This window comes from Quisquiliibacterium sp. (genome assembly GCF_982640115.1).
Map to the genome: position 1 here is coordinate 1 of NZ_CEXFHW010000032.1, position 17654 is coordinate 17654.

Annotated in this window: 14 protein-coding genes; 9 read left to right on the forward strand and 5 right to left on the reverse strand. The window is 68.5% G+C overall.

The genetic code is table 11. The features are described 5' to 3' along the window. Together AC2H6A_RS05790 and AC2H6A_RS05795 are read right to left on the reverse strand one after the other, a co-directional pair. The coding region (locus AC2H6A_RS05790; RefSeq protein ID WP_484272197.1) for a VOC family protein at nt 1-735 on the reverse strand (735 nt) is incomplete at its 3' end. Between the two features lie 61 nt (nt 736-796). Further along, on the reverse strand, nt 797-1807 hold the full coding sequence (locus AC2H6A_RS05795; protein WP_484272198.1) for a Bug family tripartite tricarboxylate transporter substrate binding protein: 1011 nt from the start codon (nt 1805-1807) through the stop codon (nt 797-799). Nucleotides 1808-2014: 207 nt separating this feature from the next. Between AC2H6A_RS05795 and AC2H6A_RS05800 the strand changes: the two genes are divergently transcribed. Next, complete coding sequence (locus tag AC2H6A_RS05800; protein WP_484272199.1) at nt 2015-3535, forward strand: HD-GYP domain-containing protein; 1521 nt, start codon at nt 2015-2017, stop codon at nt 3533-3535. A 221-nt stretch (nt 3536-3756) separates the two neighbouring features. Here AC2H6A_RS05800 and AC2H6A_RS05805 read toward each other — a convergent pair whose 3' ends face one another. Further along, nucleotides 3757-4749: a Bug family tripartite tricarboxylate transporter substrate binding protein gene (locus tag AC2H6A_RS05805; protein WP_484272200.1), complete on the reverse strand. Its 993-nt coding sequence runs from the start codon at nt 4747-4749 to the stop codon at nt 3757-3759. Nucleotides 4750-4974: 225 nt separating this feature from the next. Here AC2H6A_RS05805 and AC2H6A_RS05810 point away from each other — a divergent pair, with 225 nt between their 5' ends. Then, the gene (locus AC2H6A_RS05810; protein WP_484272201.1) at nt 4975-5940 is read left to right on the forward strand and encodes a Bug family tripartite tricarboxylate transporter substrate binding protein; all 966 of its coding nucleotides are present in this window, start codon (nt 4975-4977) and stop codon (nt 5938-5940) included. 6 nt (nt 5941-5946) lie between these two features. On the opposite strand, the gene AC2H6A_RS05815 is transcribed toward AC2H6A_RS05810, so the two are convergent. Continuing rightward, complete coding sequence (locus AC2H6A_RS05815; RefSeq protein WP_484272202.1) at nt 5947-8166, reverse strand: N,N-dimethylformamidase beta subunit family domain-containing protein; 2220 nt, start codon at nt 8164-8166, stop codon at nt 5947-5949. A gap of 179 nt (nt 8167-8345) precedes the next feature. Between AC2H6A_RS05815 and AC2H6A_RS05820 the strand changes: the two genes are divergently transcribed. The 6 genes from AC2H6A_RS05820 (at nt 8346) to AC2H6A_RS05845 (ending at nt 13953) form a co-directional block, all read left to right on the forward strand. Then, entirely contained in the window at nt 8346-9560 is a 1215-nt protein-coding gene (locus AC2H6A_RS05820) for a CaiB/BaiF CoA transferase family protein (RefSeq protein WP_484272203.1), read from the forward strand. 37 nt (nt 9561-9597) lie between these two features. Next, nucleotides 9598-10341, forward strand: coding sequence for a dienelactone hydrolase family protein (locus AC2H6A_RS05825; RefSeq protein WP_484272204.1), 744 nt, complete (start codon nt 9598-9600; stop codon nt 10339-10341). Between the two features lie 15 nt (nt 10342-10356). After that, nucleotides 10357-11373, forward strand: a complete 1017-nt coding sequence (locus AC2H6A_RS05830; RefSeq protein WP_484272205.1) for an NAD(P)H-binding protein — start codon at nt 10357-10359, stop codon at nt 11371-11373. 30 nt (nt 11374-11403) lie between these two features. After that, the gene (locus tag AC2H6A_RS05835; protein WP_484272206.1) at nt 11404-12213 is read left to right on the forward strand and encodes a crotonase/enoyl-CoA hydratase family protein; all 810 of its coding nucleotides are present in this window, start codon (nt 11404-11406) and stop codon (nt 12211-12213) included. Between the two features lie 56 nt (nt 12214-12269). After that, nucleotides 12270-13385, forward strand: coding sequence for an amidohydrolase family protein (locus AC2H6A_RS05840; protein WP_484272207.1), 1116 nt, complete (start codon nt 12270-12272; stop codon nt 13383-13385). Between the two features lie 121 nt (nt 13386-13506). Beyond that, the gene (locus AC2H6A_RS05845) at nt 13507-13953 is read left to right on the forward strand and encodes a hypothetical protein (RefSeq protein ID WP_484272208.1); all 447 of its coding nucleotides are present in this window, start codon (nt 13507-13509) and stop codon (nt 13951-13953) included. Nucleotides 13954-14019: 66 nt separating this feature from the next. On the opposite strand, the gene AC2H6A_RS05850 is transcribed toward AC2H6A_RS05845, so the two are convergent. Then, complete coding sequence (locus AC2H6A_RS05850) at nt 14020-16062, reverse strand: LTA synthase family protein (protein WP_484272209.1); 2043 nt, start codon at nt 16060-16062, stop codon at nt 14020-14022. A 263-nt stretch (nt 16063-16325) separates the two neighbouring features. On the opposite strand from AC2H6A_RS05850, the gene urtA reads away from it, so the two are divergent. Continuing rightward, nucleotides 16326-17576: an urea ABC transporter substrate-binding protein gene (urtA, locus tag AC2H6A_RS05855; protein WP_484272210.1), complete on the forward strand. Its 1251-nt coding sequence runs from the start codon at nt 16326-16328 to the stop codon at nt 17574-17576. The last annotated feature ends 78 nt before the right edge of the window (nt 17577-17654 follow it).

Genomic DNA, 17654 nt, shown 5'->3' on the forward strand with positions numbered 1-17654 from the left:
CTCCGGCAGCAACGAGACGGGATCGGCGGCATGCAGCACCAGGGCATGCAGACCGGTGGGATGCGTGGCGAGATGTCTTGCGAGCGTTGCGCCAGCGGACTTTGCCGGATCGTGCACCGCAACCAGCTCGATCATTCCCCCGGCCGGTGGCCGCACCAGCGCACTCGCGATGCCGCGCTGCGCGTCCCGAACGATCGGCTGCGCCGCCAGCCCGAGCTTGCGGCCGTAGGTGTCAATCGCCGCGTCGATGTCCTTGACCGCGATCACGGCCCGCTGCACGCCGGAGATGCCCCGACCCGTCCAGCCCGCCGGCGCCTGCCCGGTGAAGGAATGATCAGGGTAGACGCGGATCAGCACCCCATGGGTGGCGCTGGGGTGGATGTCACGCCCGCCCGCACCGGTCATCAGCGGCAGCACCGCCAGGCCGCGTTGCGCCAGCGTGATCGCGGCCTGATCGGGGTCGGGTGCCTCCAGCATGAGCGCGAACAGACCCTGCCCGCGACGGTCGAGAAAGCGCTGCAGGCTCTGGCTGAGTGGCGCCTCGGGCACGGCCGGGCTCATCAGTTCGATGTTGCTGCCGCCTTCGGGAACGCACATCGCAATGCGCGCGCCGAGTTGCGGCACCGTGCGCTCCGAGAGATCGATGACCGGCATGCCGAGGCCGTGCTGAAAGGCGCGAACGATGCCGTCGAAGTCGGTGGTGGCGATCGCCAGACGCGGCATGGCGGTGATCATGTTTCAGGCTCCTGAGGGACGGATCGGACGGCGCCCGGCGATACGCTGCACGGCGTGTCGGCTACTGCTGCTCCCATTTGATGCCGAACTCGTCCGACATCTTCTTCCACCGCTCCAGCTCGCTGCGGGTGAAGTCGCGGAACTGCTCCGGAGTGGGCGTGACCACCTCGCTGCCGGTGTCGGCAAGCCAGGCGGCGAACTCGGGCTCGCGCACCACGCGCGTGATCTCGGCGTTGAGCCGGTTCACTGCCGCGCGGGGCGTGCCGGCGGGCACGAACAGACCGGTCCAGGACATCATGTCGAAGCCGGCGTGGCCCTGCTCCTGCATGGTGGGCAGCTCCGGGAAACGCGCGATGCGCCGCGGGGCCAGCACGCCGAGCGGAATCACCTTGCCCGGCACGATGTACTGCTTGTCGACCTCGGCGAGAAAGCCGATCGAGATGTGCACCTGACCCGCGGCGGTGTCCATCAGCATCGGGCCGGTACCCTTGTAAGGCACGGTGCGCAGCTGGATCTTCGCGCTGCGCGCGAGCAGCTCGCACACGAAGTGCTGGCCGCTGCCATGGCCCGAGGTGCCGCACAGCAGCTGCCCCGGGCGTGCGCGGGCCCACTCGATCAGGGCGGGCAGGGTACGGATGCCCAGGCCGGCATGGACCACCAGCACCGGATACCCGAGGGTGAACTGCGCCACCGGGATGAAGTCCTTGACCGGGTCGTAGCGGATCGGCATGCCGAGCGCGGGCACCGTGACCACCTCGGTGTTGCCGCCGAAGAGTGCGGTGTAACCGTCGGGTGCGGAGCGCGCGACGAATTCGGCGCCAATGGTGGTGGAGGCGCCGGGCCGGTTCTCGACCACGATCGGCTGTTTGAGCAGTTCGGCCAGTCGGGCGCCGAAGCGCCGGGCGCGGATGTCGACCACGCCGCCCGCGGCCGAGGCCACCACGAAGCGGATCGGCTTGTTCGGGTACTCCTGAGCCATGGCGCGGGGTGCGAGGGCAAGCGCCGCGACGCAGGCAAGGAAGGCAAGCGTTGCGCGGGCGACCGGGCGGGAGGGGAACCGGAGGGATGCCATGGCGGGTCTCCAGGATGTGACATCGCCATTCTGCATGGCATTGCCCAATCGGCCCGAGGGCCGAGGATCGGAATCCTGTCGGTGCGTTCTGGCGGCGGAGGCGTTTCGCGCCGACCCGGCAGGACGGCGCTTCCGGTCCGCCGGGCGGTAGCCCCGCCCCGCATGCCCGCTGCTAGCCTCGGTCACCACTCCGATGGGGCTCCTGTCATGTCGCCGCGTGCTGCCGCGCACTTTCTCAGTACCTTCGTATTCCTGTCGATCTACGGGACGCAGATCTGCCCCTTCCTGGAGAGTCTGTCTCCGGTCCAGTTGGGCGCACCGATCGCTGCGGTCCTGGCAGCGGCCTGCCTGTTGCGGCAGCCCCTGCACACCCGATTCATCGACCCGGCCGCGCCCGCCGATCAGTCCCGTCTTGCCTTCGCGCTCGACTGGGGGATCTTCGTCAGTGCAGGCCTCGTGCTGACCGCCTTCAACAGCGTCGTCCATGGCTTTCCGGCCGGCAGCGGCCTGAAACTGTCCCTCGGCCTCGTCACGCTGGGTTTTTTCGGCGCGGTCGATCTGTCGCTGGAACGCGAACGCGGGATGATCGAGCGATTCCGCCGCACCGGCGAGCAGATGGCGCTGGGTCAGGGCCATCTGCCGGTTTCCACCAAGCTGGGGCTGTTCACGACGCTGACGGTTACCTTCACGGTCACGGTGCTGTTTCTTGTGACGAGCAAGGATCTCGACTGGCTGACCCGCTCCGCGCAGGATCTGCGGACCGGGGAGGCGCAACGCGCCATCCTGATCGAATTCCTGTTCGTGGCGCTGGTGATGCTGGGCCACCTGCTCAATGCGACCGTCTCGTACGCCCGGAACCTGAGGCAGTTCTTCCAGAACCAGAACGGGGTCCTGGCGGCCGCCACCGGCGGCCGGCTCGACGGCCGTGTTCCGGTCAGCAGCAACGACGATTTCGGCGTCATGGCGCAATACACCAACCAGATGATCGCCAGCCTCGATGAGCGCACCACGCTGCTGCAACGAACCCAGGATGTCACGATCCTGACCCTGGCCTCGCTGGCCGAAACCCGCGACAACGAAACCGGTGCGCACATCCTGCGCACCCAGCGCTATGTCCGCGCGCTGGCCATGCAGTTGCGCGATCACCCGCGTTTTCGCAACCATCTCAGCGACGAGGCGATCGAACTCATCTACAAGTCAGCGCCGCTCCATGATGTGGGCAAGGTGGGCATTCCTGACGCCATCCTTCTGAAGCCGGGCAAACTCACCGATGAGGAATGGGGCGTGATGCGAACCCACCCCCAGCTCGGCGCATCGGCGCTGCGGAGCGCTGAAGACGCACTCGGCAGCAACTCCTTCCTGCGCTATGCCCGCGAGATCGCGCTGACCCATCACGAAAAGTGGGACGGCAGCGGCTACCCGGCGGGGCTGGTCGGCGAGGCGATCCCGGTTTCAGGCCGCCTGATGGCGCTGGCCGATGTCTACGATGCGCTGATCACCAGGCGCGTCTACAAGCCCGCGTGGTCGCATGAGCGGGCTGCGCAGACAGTACGCGAGGGCGCGGGCAGCCACTTCGACCCGGCGGTGGTGGCTGCGTTCTTGGCTGCCGAAGAGGAATTCCGCGCGATCGCCCGGCAGTTCTCCGATGAAATGCACGAGCCCGAAGCCCCGCATGCGATGAGGGCGCAGAGGGACACCGCAGCGCAGGGGCGAGCCGCGCTGGTCTGATCGCCGGCCGGGCGGGGCGGCAAACCCTTCCTCGGGGCTACAGACGGCCTTGAGCCCCCCACCGACCGCTACGTCGGCTGCATCAACAACCTCGAGCACGCACCGGACGCTGGCACGAGCTGAATCCGGCGGTCGCGGGCGCGCCGGCCGATGTGCAGGGGCTGAGCCCTGCGCTTGCCTGTGCCCTCGGGCGAGCATGCGGGCGCCTGCCCGCCGCCTGCTCAGTCCACCGGCAGGTTCAGCGCCTGCACTTCGCGCACCCACACCGGGCCGTCTTCGCGCCAGACACGAAGTGCCTCAGCGCGCCCGACGATCAGGTCCGGGATGCCCATCGCCTCGCGCATCGCCTTGGCGCGCGCCGTCTCGTTGCTCTCGACGGCTGCCTTGCCCAGAAAGTCCAGGATGGGCGCTGGCACCGAACTGTGCGCCACCATCTTGATCGTGGCCTCAAGCCGGGAGATCGGGCCGGAGAAACCCTGCTCGATCATGGTCGGCACCTCGGGTTCCCGCGGCGAACGCGCACGGCCTGTCACACCGATGAGGCGCAGTCCCTTGTCGCGCACCTTGGCAAAGGCCTGGTAGCTGCCGATCGACACATCGAGCTGGCCGGCCGCCATGTCGACCCACATCGGTACCTCGCCCTTGTACTGCACCAGTTCGAACTGGCAGCCGAAGTCGCGGTTCCAGTTGCCGGCCAGGATCTGCTGATAGGAGCCCTTGATGTAGTTGCCCATGGTGGTGCGCTGGCGGCGCGCGTACTCCAGCATGCCCTTGTAGTCGCGGATGCCGCTGCGCTCGGTGGCGGCGAGTGCCAGCGGTCCGGTCGGGAAGATTGCGATCGGGGTGATGTCCTTCTCGAGGTCGAAGGGCAGCTTGCGATAGAGCACGCGTGTCTGGAAGAAGTTGCCGGTCGAGCCGAAGCCGACCGTGTAGCCGTCGGCGGGGGATTTCACCATGGCCTCGAGCCCGATGATGCCGCTGGCACCCGGCCGGTTCTCCACGACTGCCGGCTGGCCGTATTTCGCGCTCAGGTGTCCGGCGAACATCCGCGCATAGTTGTCGGTGAGTCCGCCGGCCGGGGAGACGACGATGAGCTTGATCGGTCGGTTGGGGTAGCCGCCGCCCTGCGCCAGCGGCGTGCGGTGAGGAAAGGCGGCGGTGGCCGCTGCGCCAGCCGAGGCCAGCAGCAACTTGCGACGATCGGTTCGGGTCATGACCGGTCCCATGTTGAAGGGGTTGACGGGTGCCCGGCCGCTCGGGCTTGCACTCATGCATCGCGGACCGGTCTGATCCTAAGGCCGTGGACGATGGCGGCCTCGCCGCTGGCGCAGGAATCGGGACACCGGCCCCATCCATGCCAAACTGTCAGCCTCGCGACGCGAGCCCCGATACAGGCAGGTCGGGCAATCGCGTCGGGCCCGTCATCCGGAGGAACACCCATGCCGTCCATTGGCCGCCGTCTGCTGCTGCTTGCCGCATTCGCCTGCAGCGCCCCCGCGTTCGCGCAGGGTTACCCCACCAAGCCCATCCGGGCGATCGTTCCCTTCGCGCCCGGCAGCGCCACCGACCAGATCGCCCGTGCCCTGGCCGAGAAGATGACCCAGAGCCTGGGCCAGTCGGTGATCGTCGAGAACCGGCCTGGGGTCAACGGGATGCTCGGCGCCGATGCGGTTGCCAAGGCCCCGCCTGACGGCTACACCATTCTCGTGGGGACCAACAGCACGAATGCCGCGCTGAAGCATCTGATGAAGAAGCTGCCCTACGATCAGGACACAGCCTTCGCACCGGTGGCCTACATCGGCTCGGTGCCGCTCATGGTGGCGGTGAACAGCGAGTCGCCGGTGAAGACGCTGAAGGACTTCGTCGAACTCGCCCGTGCGAAGCCGGGGCAGGTGAGTTTCGCCTATGCCAGCACCTCCCAGCAGGTGTCCTCCGAGATGCTAGCCAGCATGGCGGGCATCCGCATGAACCCGGTACCGTACAAGAGCGGGCCGGCGGCCATGACCGACCTGATCGGGGGCCAGGTGATGATGTTCACCGCCGACTTCGCGGTGACCGTGCCGCAGTACAAGGCGGGCCGCATCCGCGGCCTGGCGGTCACCTCGCTCAAGCGGTCGACGGCCGTCCCCGAACTGCCCACGGTCAACGAAGCGCTCGGGCTCAAGGACTACGAGCTCACCGCCTACTTCGCGGTGTTCGCGCCTGCCGGCACGCCCCGTGAAGCGATCAACCGGCTCAACCAGGCGGTCAATGCCGCCGTGACCAGCCGCGAGGTGCTCGAGAAGTTCGAGCCCAATGGCTTCAGCGTCGAGCCCGGCAGCCCCGAGGCGCTGGCCACCCGCAATCGCCAGGAGATGGCCAAGTGGGAGAAGGCCATCCGCGACGCGAAGATCGAGCCCCAGTAGCGCGTGTCAGCGGCTGAAGCGGCGGATCACGTTGTCCAGGATTCTCGAGATGTCGTTGTCGAATCCGTTCACTGGCAGCGCGCCGCAGAAGGTGATCGATCCCACCGAGAAGACCTCGCCGCCGCCCGGGCAGTCAAAGTAGGTCATGTCGGCGTGGATCAGCTCCCGGTGGGGTTTGCCGGGGATGGTGGTGATGTGGGTGAGCTGCTCTTCCGGCACCAGCACCCAGGGCGCCTCCGGCGGGTGATCTTCCGAGGAGGCGATGACCACCGCGCTGGCCGGTGAGCCCAGGCGTGTGTCCACGCGGTCAAGCTCGAAGCCGGCTGCGCCATGGCCCGAGAAGCCTTCGCCGCCGACGGTCTGCGCGCTCACCCCGTCCAGAATCCAGCTCACGCGCGGATCCTGCCGTGCCTCGGGGCGAATCCGGTAGTGCGAGCCCACGAAGTTGCCCTGCGCCGTGAAACCCACGCCCACCAGCTTCTGCGGCGGGCGTCCATTGCGCCGCCACAGCCCGCCATACTGGCCGTCGAACTGGTTGTGGTACTCGCCGGGCTCGGCCGCCCAGGCACGAATGCCGCCTTCGCCGCGCCGGATCTCGATCACGCCCTCGCGGCTCGGGTCGAGGGCGATCTTCCAGTAGAAGCCGTTGCCGCCGAGGTAGACCAGGCGCCCGCCCTGGTCGCGGTAGGCCTGCAGCGCGTCGAGCATGGCGGTGGTGTGGTACTCGGGGTGGCTGCCGGTGACGACCACCCGGTAGCGGGCGAGCAGCGCCAACCCCTCCTGCTGAAGCTCGGCATCGGTGATGAGGTCCACGGCATGTCCCTGGTGCGCCATCCACATGAGCAGGTGGCTGTCGGCCGGGTAGTGGCGCAGGCCCGAGGCGCGGATCTCCGGATACGGATAGGTGAAGTAGCCCATCCGCAGGTTGAGCATCGGCCGACGCCAGCTCACCAGGCCGATCCCGGAACCGTCGGTGTGGTAGTTGTAGGTGGACAGCCCGTAGTCCCGGTGCTCGCCCGGGTTGTAGGGATAGGCGCCCCAGTCGCGGGCCTGCGCCACATGGGCCGCGCGCCAGGCGGGATCATTCATCCACTCGGGGCGGGCATGATTGCCGTACACCGTGTAGGTGTAGGTCGAGACCAGCACCGCGATCCGTGCCGTCGCCCGACCGCGGGGCGGCACCACGAAGAAGGGGATGTTCTCGGCCACGCTTCCCGCAGAGAGAACCAGCGCATAGGCGTCGGAGCGGCAGTCCTCGGGGATGCGTATCTCGTGGGTGACGGGCCAGCAGCAGTCGTCGAGATCGTCATCATGGAAGTGGATTGCCGCGTACTGCGCGGGCGCGTGCCGGAAGCAGTGCTCCTCGCCGCTCCAGCCGGAGCCACGCACGGCCCGCGTGGGCGTGTTGACCAGTTCGCCGTGGTGGCCGCGAGGGCCGGCGTCGATCACCTGCTGGCTGTGCATCGCCTGGCTGAAGTCCCAGGCGGCCAGGCAATCGGGGTCGCGGACCGGGTTCGGCGCGAGGGCTGCCTCCGGGCTCAGGGCTTTGGCGAGCAGCCAGGGGTTCTCGAGCCGGCCGTTGAAGCTGTCCCGAGGCGCATGGGCGCTCGCGCTGGCCAGGCTCAGGCGCGTGGCCCCGTCCGCCGGGACGGGGGCTCCTGGCAGCGGGGCACGGGCGACGGTCAACTCGGCGCGGGCCGATGCCAGCGGGCGCACCGTCAGGCGGGCCTCACGCGCCTGGCCATCGACGACCAGCACCGCCTCTGTCCACGCATGCAGTTCCACCGGCTGCTCGGCGTGCAGCAGCACTTCGCCGGCGGTGGTGGCCATCCGGGCGAGCAGGGTCAGGGTCGGGGTGAGTTCCAGGCTCAGGCCGCGTCCGTCCGAATCGCGACAGGACAGGATCACCTGCCGGCGATCCAGCGCAAGCGTGGGCTGCAGCCGAAGGCCGAGACTCAGGCGATCGGCATCGGCCAGCAGTCCGGCCGGCCCGAGCGCCGCGTACGAACCGAGCGGCACCGTCTGCGGGGCGGGTTCGGCCACGCGACGCACGGTGATGTCCATGGGGTCGGTGGTCACGCCGCCGATCGCCGGATTCGGATCGGCGCAGATCACCCTGACCACCGCCGCGCTCACCGGATCGCCGGTGGCGTTGGCCACATGAAAGCGCAGGGTCTCGCCGGGGCGGACGGAGAGTCGTTCGGCATAGCCGGTCAGCGGCAGCATGGCAGGGGCTCCAGCGGGGTTCGTCAGGGCGGGATGGTGGGTGGCCGAGGCGCTCAGGTCAAGGCGCGGGCGACTCGCCCCGGCGTCCGGAAATTGCGCCGTGCCGACCGGCTCGACGGGCAAACCGGTGCACATTGCCGGCATCCGGCAGGTCGCACTCGCCCAGGAGCCCGCTCGCCATGACGCCGCCCGATTCCCCCCTGCCGCTTGCCGGCATCCTCATCGTCGACCTCACCCGGGTGCTCGCGGGGCCGTACTGCACCCGGCTGCTCTCCGACATGGGAGCCCGGGTGATCAAGATCGAGCGACCCGGCACCGGCGACGACACCCGCTTCGTCACGCACCAGATCGAGCCCGGCCGTACCGATCAGAGCACCTACTTCAATCGGGTGAATGCCGGCAAGCAGAGCGTGGCGATCGATCTGTCGAGCGCGCAGGGCATCGCGGTGCTGCTCGATCTGGCCCGATGCGCCGATGTGTTCATCGAGAACTTCGCGCCTGGCGTGGTCGACCGCCTGGGCTGCGGCTACACGGCGGTGAAGGCGGTCAAGCCCGACATCGTCTACTGCTCGATCTCCGGCTACGGGCAGACCGGGCCCTGGCGCAATCGGCCGGCCTTCGCCCACACCACCAACGCCATCTCCGGGCTGATGCACCTCGAGCAGGGCGACGAGGCCAGTCCGCGAGCGTCCAATCTGCAGGCGGCGGATGTGCTGGCTGCCACCCAGGCTGCCGCCGCGATTGGCGGTGCCCTGCTGCGGCGGTTTCGCACCGGGCAGGGCGCCCGCATCGATGTCTCCATGCTCGAGACCCTGGTGGGCGCCGACAGCGTCACCTATCCCTCGGTGCTCAATGGCGGCAAGGAGCACGGCAACCCCCGTCCTGGCATGGTGGTGCATGGCATCGGTGGACGCTACCTCGCGATGCAGATCGTGGGGGGCACCGATCTCTGGCAGCGGATGCTCGGACTGCTCCAGCGTCCCGAACTCGCCGCCGATCCGCGCTTTGCGAGCACCGAGGCCCGCTCGCGGCACTGGCCCGAGCTGCGGGCGGTCATCACCGGCTGGCTCGACGGCTTTGCCAGCGTCGATGCCGCCCTCCAGGCTCTCGAGGCGGCACGCGTGCCTTGCGCGCCGGTGCTGCGGCCGGCGGAGGTGATCGCCTCGGAGCATCTCGCGCAGCGCGACTTCTTCCCCACGCTGCAGCATGCGGTGGTCGGCCCGGTTCGCGTCACGGCGAGTCCCTATCACCTCGATGGCCACCCGGTGCATCCCCGGGGCCCTGCGCCGCACCTGCCCGGCGACGATACCCGGGCGGTGCTCGGCGAGCTGCTGCGCTACGACGAGGACCGCATCGCCGCGCTGCTGAGCAGCGGCGCGGTCGCCGAGCCCTGATCCGGCAAGACACACGCCTTCCACCCCAGGAGCAAGCATGCAGGAGAAATCGGTCGACATCCGTACCCAGGACGGCCTGATGAACACCCTGGTGTTCCATCCCGACCGGCCGGGCCCGCACCCGGTGGTCATCCACTACATGGACTCGGTGGGGGTGCGCGAGGAACTCGCCGACATGTGCCGCCGGCTGGCCAGCGTGGGCTACTTCGTCCTGCTGCCCAACCTGTACTACCGCAAGGTTCGCTCGGTGGACCTTGACGCGGACCGGCTGCGCGACCCCGCCTACGCGGATCGGCTCGAACTGATGTGGACCCTCAACCGCAGCCTGTCGAACACCATGATCGAGCAGGATACCGCGGCGCTGTTCGAGCACCTGGCCACCGAGCCGGCGGCCAGGCCCGGGCCTGTGGGCATCGTCGGCTACTGCATGAGCGGCCGCTTCGTGTACCGGCTTGCCGGCGCCTATCCCGAGCGCATCGCCTGCGCCGCCTCGGTCTACGGGGCGCGGTTGATCACCGACCTTCCCGATTCCGCCCATCTGCTCACCGAGCGCATTCGTGGCGAGATGTACTTCGCCTGCGCCGAGCATGACCACTACATCACCAACGAGGCGTTGGCCGACATCGGCGAACGCATGCGCGCGGCGGGTGTGCGCGGGGGGATCGAGTTCTACCCCGAGTCGGAGCACGGTTTCGCGTTTCCGCAGCGCCGTGCCTATCACAAGGCTTCAGCCGAGCGGCACTGGGAGCGGCTCTTCGAACTCTTCGCCCGCAACCTCTGATCCGTCCGGCCACGCGTGAGTTCCGCGCCCTCCGCAAGTCACGCTGCGCTTCGGGTGCTGCTGCTTGGCGCCAGCGGCACCATCGGGCAGGCCTGCGCGCGCGCCCTGATCGCCCGCGGGCATGACACGGTCTGCTTCCTGCGCCCGCCGGCATCCGGCGGGCATGGTGACGGTGGTGCGGCGCTGCGGCAGGCGCTGGCAGGCGCGGAACTGCGCTACGGCCAGGTCACCGACGCCGATTCGTTGCTGCGCGACGGCCTGCGCGGCGAGCGCTTCGACGCGGTCATCTCCTGCCTGGCCTCTCGAACCGGCGTGCCGGCGCAGGCCTGGGCGGTCGATCATCAGGCCAACCTGCATGCGCTGCGTGCAGCGCAGGCGCTGGGCGTGCCCCGGATGGTGCTGCTCTCGGCCATCTGCGTGCAGAAGCCGATGCTCGCCTTCCAGCATGCCAAGCTCGCCGCCGAACGGGCGCTCATCGACTCCGGGCTCTCGTACTCGATCGTCCGCCCCACGGCCTTCTTCAAGTCGTTGTCCGGCCAGGTGGCGCGAGTGCGGGCCGGCAAGCCCTTCCTGCTCTTCGGCGACGGCGCGCTCACCGCCTGCAAGCCGATCAGCGACCGCGACCTTGCCGAGTTCATCATCGACTGCCTGCATCGCCCCGATCGGCGCAATCGCGTGCTGCCGATCGGCGGCCCGGGCGCGGCGATCACGCCGCGCGAGCAGGGTGAACTGCTGTTCGCCCTCACCGGACAAGCACCGCGCTTTCGCTCGGTGCCTCCGGCGCTGCTGCGCATGATGGCGGGAACGCTCGGACTGGGTCGCCGCCTTTCTCCCGGGCTCGCCACCAAGGCCGAGCTCGCGCGCATCGGGCACTACTACGCCACCGAGTCGATGCTGGTGCTCGACCCGGATACCGGCCGTTACGACGCCCGCGCCACACCGTCCACCGGCGCCGATACCCTGGCGGAGCACTACCGGGCACTCATCGCCGGCGAGATCCGCCATCAGCCCGGTGAGCATGCAGTCTTCTGATGACACCTCGCCCGACAGGCCATGAACGCAATGTCCGACAAGATCCTCGTCAGCCGCGACGGACCGGTCACCACCCTGGTGATCAACCGCCCCGCCGCGCGCAATGCCCTCGATCGCGAGGCGAGCCTGCTCCTTGCCGAAGCCATCCGCGACTTCGAGGCCGACCCGCAGGCGCGCGTGGCGGTGCTCACCGGGGCTGGAGGGCACTTCTGCGCCGGCGCCGACCTCAAGGAGCTGGCTGGCGGGGTCGACTACATTCCCTGGGCGGGCAGCCCGCAAGGCCCCTTGCATCGCACGCCGGCCAAGCCGGTGATCGCCGCGGTGGCCGGGCATGCCTGCGCGGGCGGCCTGGGTCTGGCGCTGTGGTGTGATCTGCGGGTGGCCGAGCGCAGCGCCAGCTTCGCCGTGCTCTCGCGCCGTTGGGGCGTGCCCATGAGCGATGGCACCACGGTGCGTCTGCCGCGGCTGATCGGCTTGAGCCGCGCGCTCGACATGCTGCTCACCGCGCGCGCCATCGGCGGGGAAGAAGCCGAGCGCATCGGTCTGGTCAACCGGGTGGTCGATGACGGCAGCGGGCGGGCGCAGGCCGAGGCCCTGGCCCGGCAGATCGCGGCCTTTCCGCCGATCGCCATGCTCAGCGATCGGGCGTCGACGCTGCAGCAGGCCGATCTCGGGCTTGCCGCGGCCATCGAACAGGAACTGGCCCTGGCCACCGAGGCGCGTCGGCTCGAGGCCCGCGCCGGCGCAGCCCGTTTCGCGGCCGGGGCGGGCCGGCATGGACAGACGCCGGCGTCGCCGTCAGGCGCCGCCTCGGATGTCGGACCGCCATCGGACACCTGAGTCATCTGCCGCGCCCGGCGAGAGCTATAGTCGAATCAACCTCGAGGAGAAGCGCCGTGAACCGTCCGATCATCTCAGCCGACTCGCACATCACCGAAGCGCCCGACACCTACACCGCCCACATTGATCGCGCCTGGCGAGACCGCGCGCCGCGCATCGTGGCCACCGAGAAGCACGGCGATGTCTTCCAGATCGACGGCATGGACAAACCCATCCACCTCGGCCTGGTGGCCGCGGCGGGCAAGCCGCCCGAGGCGATCACGGCCTCGGGCGTGCGCTTCAGCGAACTGCATCGCGGCGGCTGGGATCCGGATGCGCGCCTGGCCGATCAGGATCGTGATGGCGTCGCGGCCGAGATCATCTATCCCACGGTCGGGATGCTGCTGTGCAACCACCCCGACTACGACTACAAGAAGGCCTGTTTCGACGCCTACAACCGCTGGATTGCCGCGTATTGCGGCCGTCACCCCAGTCGGCTGCTGGGCTGCGGGCAGACCGCTGGCCGATCCCCGGCCGAGATGATCGAGGACTTCCGCGCGATCAAGGCACTCGGCCTGCGCGGCGTGATGATGCCCGGCAACCCGGCGCAGGAAGACTACGATTCCCCGATCTACGATCCCGTCTGGGAGGCCGCCGTGGATCTCGGCCTGCCGCTTTCCTTCCACATCCTCACCACGCGGGAAACCGCTCCGGTTCGCGGGCCGCGCATCAACAGCTTTCTGTCGATCATTCGCGGCAATCAGGACATCATGGGTACGCTGATCTTCGGTGGCGTGTTCCAGCGCCACCCGGATCTGCGGGTGGTGTGCGTCGAGGCCGATGCCGGCTGGGTGCCGCATTACCTGTACCGCATGGATCACGCCTACAAGCGCCATCGCAACTGGCTGGCCCGGGGCGTCACGCTCGACCGGCTGCCCAGCGAGTACTTCTCCGAGCACATCTACACCACTTTCCAGGATGACTGGGTGGCTTTCCGCAGTGTTGACCAGATGAACTGGAAGCGGCTGATGTGGGCCAACGATTTTCCCCACTCCGATTCCACCTGGCCGTGGTCCCAGGAAATGCTGGCCAGGCAGGCGTCCGGGCTCACCCCCGAGCAGCGAGACGCGATCCTGTGCGGCAATGTCGCCGACCTGTACCGCATCGATATCGCCGAGCTGGCGGCGGCCTGACGCTCGGGGCCCGGGTTACATCCGCTCACGATTGTCCCGCGGCGAAACCTGCCGGGCGGTGCACGGCGGTCTCGCCGGGCGCGTTGTCCAGGAACGGGGCTGTTCCCCGATCGGAGACAACATGCGCAAGCTGAGCAATCCCCTGATCGCCATCTTCACCCTGGGGGCGATGGCCGCCGCGCCCGCGGCCCATGCCTGGGGGGATCGAGAGCAGGGCGCCCTGGCCGGTGCCGTGGTGGGGGCCCTGATCGCCGCGCAGGCGGCACGGCCCTCCGTGGTGGTGGCCGCGCCGCTCCCCCCTCCGGTGGTTGCCGGCCCCCTGCCGGTGCCGATCGCGCCCGGCTACAGCAGTTACCCGGTCGCTCCAGCCCATGCTCACCATCCCGTGGCGGTGCCCATGCCGTATCCCGTGGCACCCTATCCGGTGACACCCTACCCGGTGGCTGGCGCGCCGGTGGTGGTGGGCTACGGCTGGCGGCCGATGCCGCCCCGGTGGGTCTACCGGCCGGGCTGGGGAGAACCGGGCCGGCACCACCATCATCACCACCACCCTCATCGCGGCTGGTAACCCCGGCCGGTGCGCGCAGATGGCTCGCCGCCGGTACGCTGCGCGCCGGCCTGCCGCCGCCCCGGTTCAGCGTGCCGGGGGCGCGGCTCGAAGGTCACCCTGACGATAGGCGCGGGCAGCCACCTGATAGAGGCTGATTGCCTCTGCCGCGAGTTCACTGGCTGCCGGGTCGTCCACCGGCCTGCCGGTACGGGTGTCGATCACCCGCTGACGACGGTTCGGGCGCAGTTCCACCATGCGGTCGTCGCGGTAGTAGCCCAGGGTCTGCTGGTTGGCCATGAAGGCGCGCGGCTTGCGCACCCCTTCGCGCAGGATGTCCTGACCGAAGAAGCGCGAGGTGTAGCCGATGCCGAGCATGCCGAGAAGGGTGGGCCCGACATCGATCTGTGATGCGAGGGTCTCGATCCGTCCGGGTGCGATGTGGCCGGGCGCCAGAAAGATCAGCGGGATGTGGTAAGCCTCCAGGGGCAGGTCCTGCTTGCCACGCCCCTGATGGGTGTGATCCGCCACCAGCACGAACAGGGTGTTGCCGAACCAGGGCCGGGTGCGTGCCTGCGCGATGAAGCGGCCGATCGCATAGTCGGTGTACTTCACGCCCCCCTCGCGCCCGCTGTGGCTCGGAATGTCGATCCGACCTTCGGGATAGGTGAAGGGGCGGTGGTTGGAGGTGGTCATGACATGGGCGAAGAAGCGCCGTCCGGCGGTATGGCGGGCGTCGAGTTCGCGCAGGGCCAGGTCGAAGAGATCCTCGTCGGCCACGCCCCAGATGTTCTCGAAGTGGATCTGCTCGGGGCGCAGGGCGGTGCGGTCGACCACGGTGTATCCGTTGCCGCCGAAGAACGCATTCATGTTGTCGAAATAGCCGTAGCCACCGTAAAGGTAGATCGGCTCGTAGCCATGCCCGGCCAGCACCGCGCCAAGGCTGAACAGACCGGCATTGTCAGGGCGCTTGACGATCGAATGCCCCGGTGTGGGCGGCACCGACAGGGTCAGCGCCTCGAGGCCGCGCACGGTTCGGGTGCCGGTGGCATACACGCGGGTGAAGAGCAGTCCTTCGGTCGCAAGGCGGTCGAGCTCGGGGGTGAGCCCCTGCGGGTTGCCGAAGGTGCCCATGAACGAGGCGCTGAAGCTCTCGATGGAGACCAGCACCACATTCAGGGGTCGCGGCGCTGCGGCGCCGCCGATGACGCGCTGGAACGGCAGGTGGCCCTCGGCAGGGCCTGGCTGGACGGCCGTGGCCGGCCGGCCCTCGCCAGGGGTGTTCTCAGCTGCGGGCAGGGCCTGGTATCGAGCCGCCACCCGGCGTTCGGCTTCGGCCACCGGCAGGGTTCGATAGAAGCGCTCGTAGTCGAGCTGGTTGTGACGGAAGGCGTGCCAGAAGTCGAAGTAACCGTTGCCGGCGAGTTCGTTGAGCTGACCGTCCGGCGAAAACTCCTTCAGCCGCGCATCACACGCTGCCAGCAGCAGCGCCGGGGCCGCCAGCCCCAGAGACAGGCCGGCGCGCCAGCGATGCCGGGTGTTGCCGGCGGCATGCGCATCGTGAGCGGCCGCAGGCAGGTCGGCGAGCGGCGCGAGGCCCCAGCGCCACGCGAGGCCCCACAGGATGATGGCTGCGAGGGCGACGCCAGCCAGCAGCACCGGCATGTTGTAGGACTCGCGGATGTTCCCGACCACCTCCTTGGTGTAGATCAGGTATTCCACCGCGATGAAGTTGAAGCGCGAGGCGAATTCCTGCCAGAAGGTGAACTCGGACAGCGCCACGAAGGTGGCGAGCAGACAGAGCGGTGCGAGGATCAGCCCACTGGCAAGCCGCAGGCCGCGATCGCCCATCAGCCGATGCCCGGGCCAGATCGCCATCAGCCAGGCGAGCGGCATCAGTGCGGCCAGGCCCACGCAAAGGTCGAAGCCCGCGCCGATCAGCATGGCCGGCAGCAAACGCCAGGGCGCAAGCAGCGTCAGGTCCTGGTTGAAGACCGTGAGCCCCAGCCGGACCAGCGCGTTCAGGCCGAGAAAAAGCAGCAGCAGACGCCCGTGAGCCCGGAAGCGACCTCGAAAGGGGTTGCGGTTGCGCCACTGACGGGCGAGGGCGGGGGGCAGGAACGATGGCATGGGAGCGCTCGGGCCGCAGTCTAGCAAGCGGGCCCGGGATGGCTGCGCGGGTGAGGGCGCTCAGCGGCCGCCGCGGATCTGCACCGCCATGGCGCAGTGCTTCGATCTGGTGCGCTTGGCTGCCCGTCATGGCGCGGGCGCACCGCCACGGCACCCTCGATTGCGCCTGATGGCCTGTTGGCATGAGGGTTGCTTAGCAGGAGGGGTCGCCGGTCGCTTCGGCGATCTCCTCCACAACATCCTTCTCGATCCAGGGAGTTTCAATGACGCGTCGCACATTCCTCAAGTCGGCAGCCGCCACCGCGGCGGTCTCCGCGGCTGGCCTGCCGCCGGCTTTCGCGCAGGGCGCCACGATCAAGGTCGGCGTGCTGCACTCGCTGTCGGGCACCATGGCGATCTCCGAGACCGCGCTGAAGGACACCGTCCTGATGACCATCGACGAGATCAACGCCAAGGGCGGCGTGTTGGGCAAGAAGCTCGAGGCGGTGGTGGTCGATCCGGCCTCCAACTGGCCGCTCTTCGCCGAGAAGGCCCGCCAGCTGCTGACCCAGGACAAGGTGGCCGCGGTGTTCGGCTGCTGGACCTCGGTGTCGCGCAAGTCGGTGCTGCCGGTGTTCAAGGAGCTCAACGGCCTGCTCTTCTATCCGGTGCAGTACGAGGGCGAAGAGCTCGAGAAGAATGTCTTCTACACCGGCGCAGCGCCCAACCAGCAGGCGATCCCGGCCACCGAGTACCTGATGAGCAAGGAAGGCGGCGGCGCCAAGCGTTTCGTGCTGCTGGGCACCGACTATGTCTACCCCCGCACCACCAACAAGATCCTGCGCGCCTTCCTGAAGAGCAAGGGCGTGAAGGAGTCGGACATCGACGAGAAGTACACGCCTTTCGGTCACAGCGACTACCAGACCATCGTGGCCGACGTCAAGAAGTTCGCCGCCGGTGGCAAGACCTGCGTGATCTCCACCATCAACGGTGACTCCAACGTGCCCTTCTACAAGGAGCTCGGCAACCAGGGGCTCAAGGCCAAGGACGTCCCGGTGGTGGCCTTCTCGGTGGGCGAAGAGGAGCTGCGCGGCGTGGACACCAAGCCGCTGGTGGGTCACCTCGCCGCCTGGAACTACTTCATGTCGGTGAAGAACGGCGAGAACGACGCCTTCATCAAGAAGTTCCGCGACTACGCCAAGGCCAAGAACCTCCCGAACGCCGACAAGGTCGTCACCAACGACCCGATGGAAGCCACCTACGTGGGCATCCACATGTGGAAGCAGGCCGTCGAGAAGGCCAAGACGGTCGAGGTGGACAAGGTGATCGACGCCATGGGCGGCCAGAAGTTCAAGGCGCCCTGCGGCTTCGAGCTGACCATGGACAAGACCAACCACCATCTGCACAAGCCGGTGATGATCGGCGAGGTGCGCGCCGACGGCCAGTTCAATGTGGTCTGGAAGACCAAGGGCCCGGTTCGCGCCCAGCCCTGGAGCCCGTTCATTCCGGGCAACGAAGGCAAGCAGAACGTCTGATCGGCCCTTGATGCCTCGGCAGGATCCTCGGTAGCTGGATTCGGGGCCGGGAACGAAAACCCGGCCCCTTTTTTTTCC

What these genes read in the sequence shown, in the direction of transcription:
- AC2H6A_RS05795 (WP_484272198.1), bottom strand. Translation starts at nt 1,807, where the DNA reads ATGGCATCCCTCCGGTTCCCCTCCCGCCCGGTCGCCCGCGCAACGCTT.
- AC2H6A_RS05800 (WP_484272199.1), top strand. Translation starts at nt 2,015, where the DNA reads ATGTCGCCGCGTGCTGCCGCGCACTTTCTCAGTACCTTCGTATTCCTG.
- AC2H6A_RS05805 (WP_484272200.1), bottom strand. Translation starts at nt 4,749, where the DNA reads ATGACCCGAACCGATCGTCGCAAGTTGCTGCTGGCCTCGGCTGGCGCA.
- AC2H6A_RS05810 (WP_484272201.1), top strand. Translation starts at nt 4,975, where the DNA reads ATGCCGTCCATTGGCCGCCGTCTGCTGCTGCTTGCCGCATTCGCCTGC.
- AC2H6A_RS05815 (WP_484272202.1), bottom strand. Translation starts at nt 8,166, where the DNA reads ATGCTGCCGCTGACCGGCTATGCCGAACGACTCTCCGTCCGCCCCGGC.
- AC2H6A_RS05820 (WP_484272203.1), top strand. Translation starts at nt 8,346, where the DNA reads ATGACGCCGCCCGATTCCCCCCTGCCGCTTGCCGGCATCCTCATCGTC.
- AC2H6A_RS05825 (WP_484272204.1), top strand. Translation starts at nt 9,598, where the DNA reads ATGCAGGAGAAATCGGTCGACATCCGTACCCAGGACGGCCTGATGAAC.
- AC2H6A_RS05835 (WP_484272206.1), top strand. Translation starts at nt 11,404, where the DNA reads ATGTCCGACAAGATCCTCGTCAGCCGCGACGGACCGGTCACCACCCTG.
- AC2H6A_RS05845 (WP_484272208.1), top strand. Translation starts at nt 13,507, where the DNA reads ATGCGCAAGCTGAGCAATCCCCTGATCGCCATCTTCACCCTGGGGGCG.
- AC2H6A_RS05850 (WP_484272209.1), bottom strand. Translation starts at nt 16,062, where the DNA reads ATGCCATCGTTCCTGCCCCCCGCCCTCGCCCGTCAGTGGCGCAACCGC.
- urtA (WP_484272210.1), top strand. Translation starts at nt 16,326, where the DNA reads ATGACGCGTCGCACATTCCTCAAGTCGGCAGCCGCCACCGCGGCGGTC.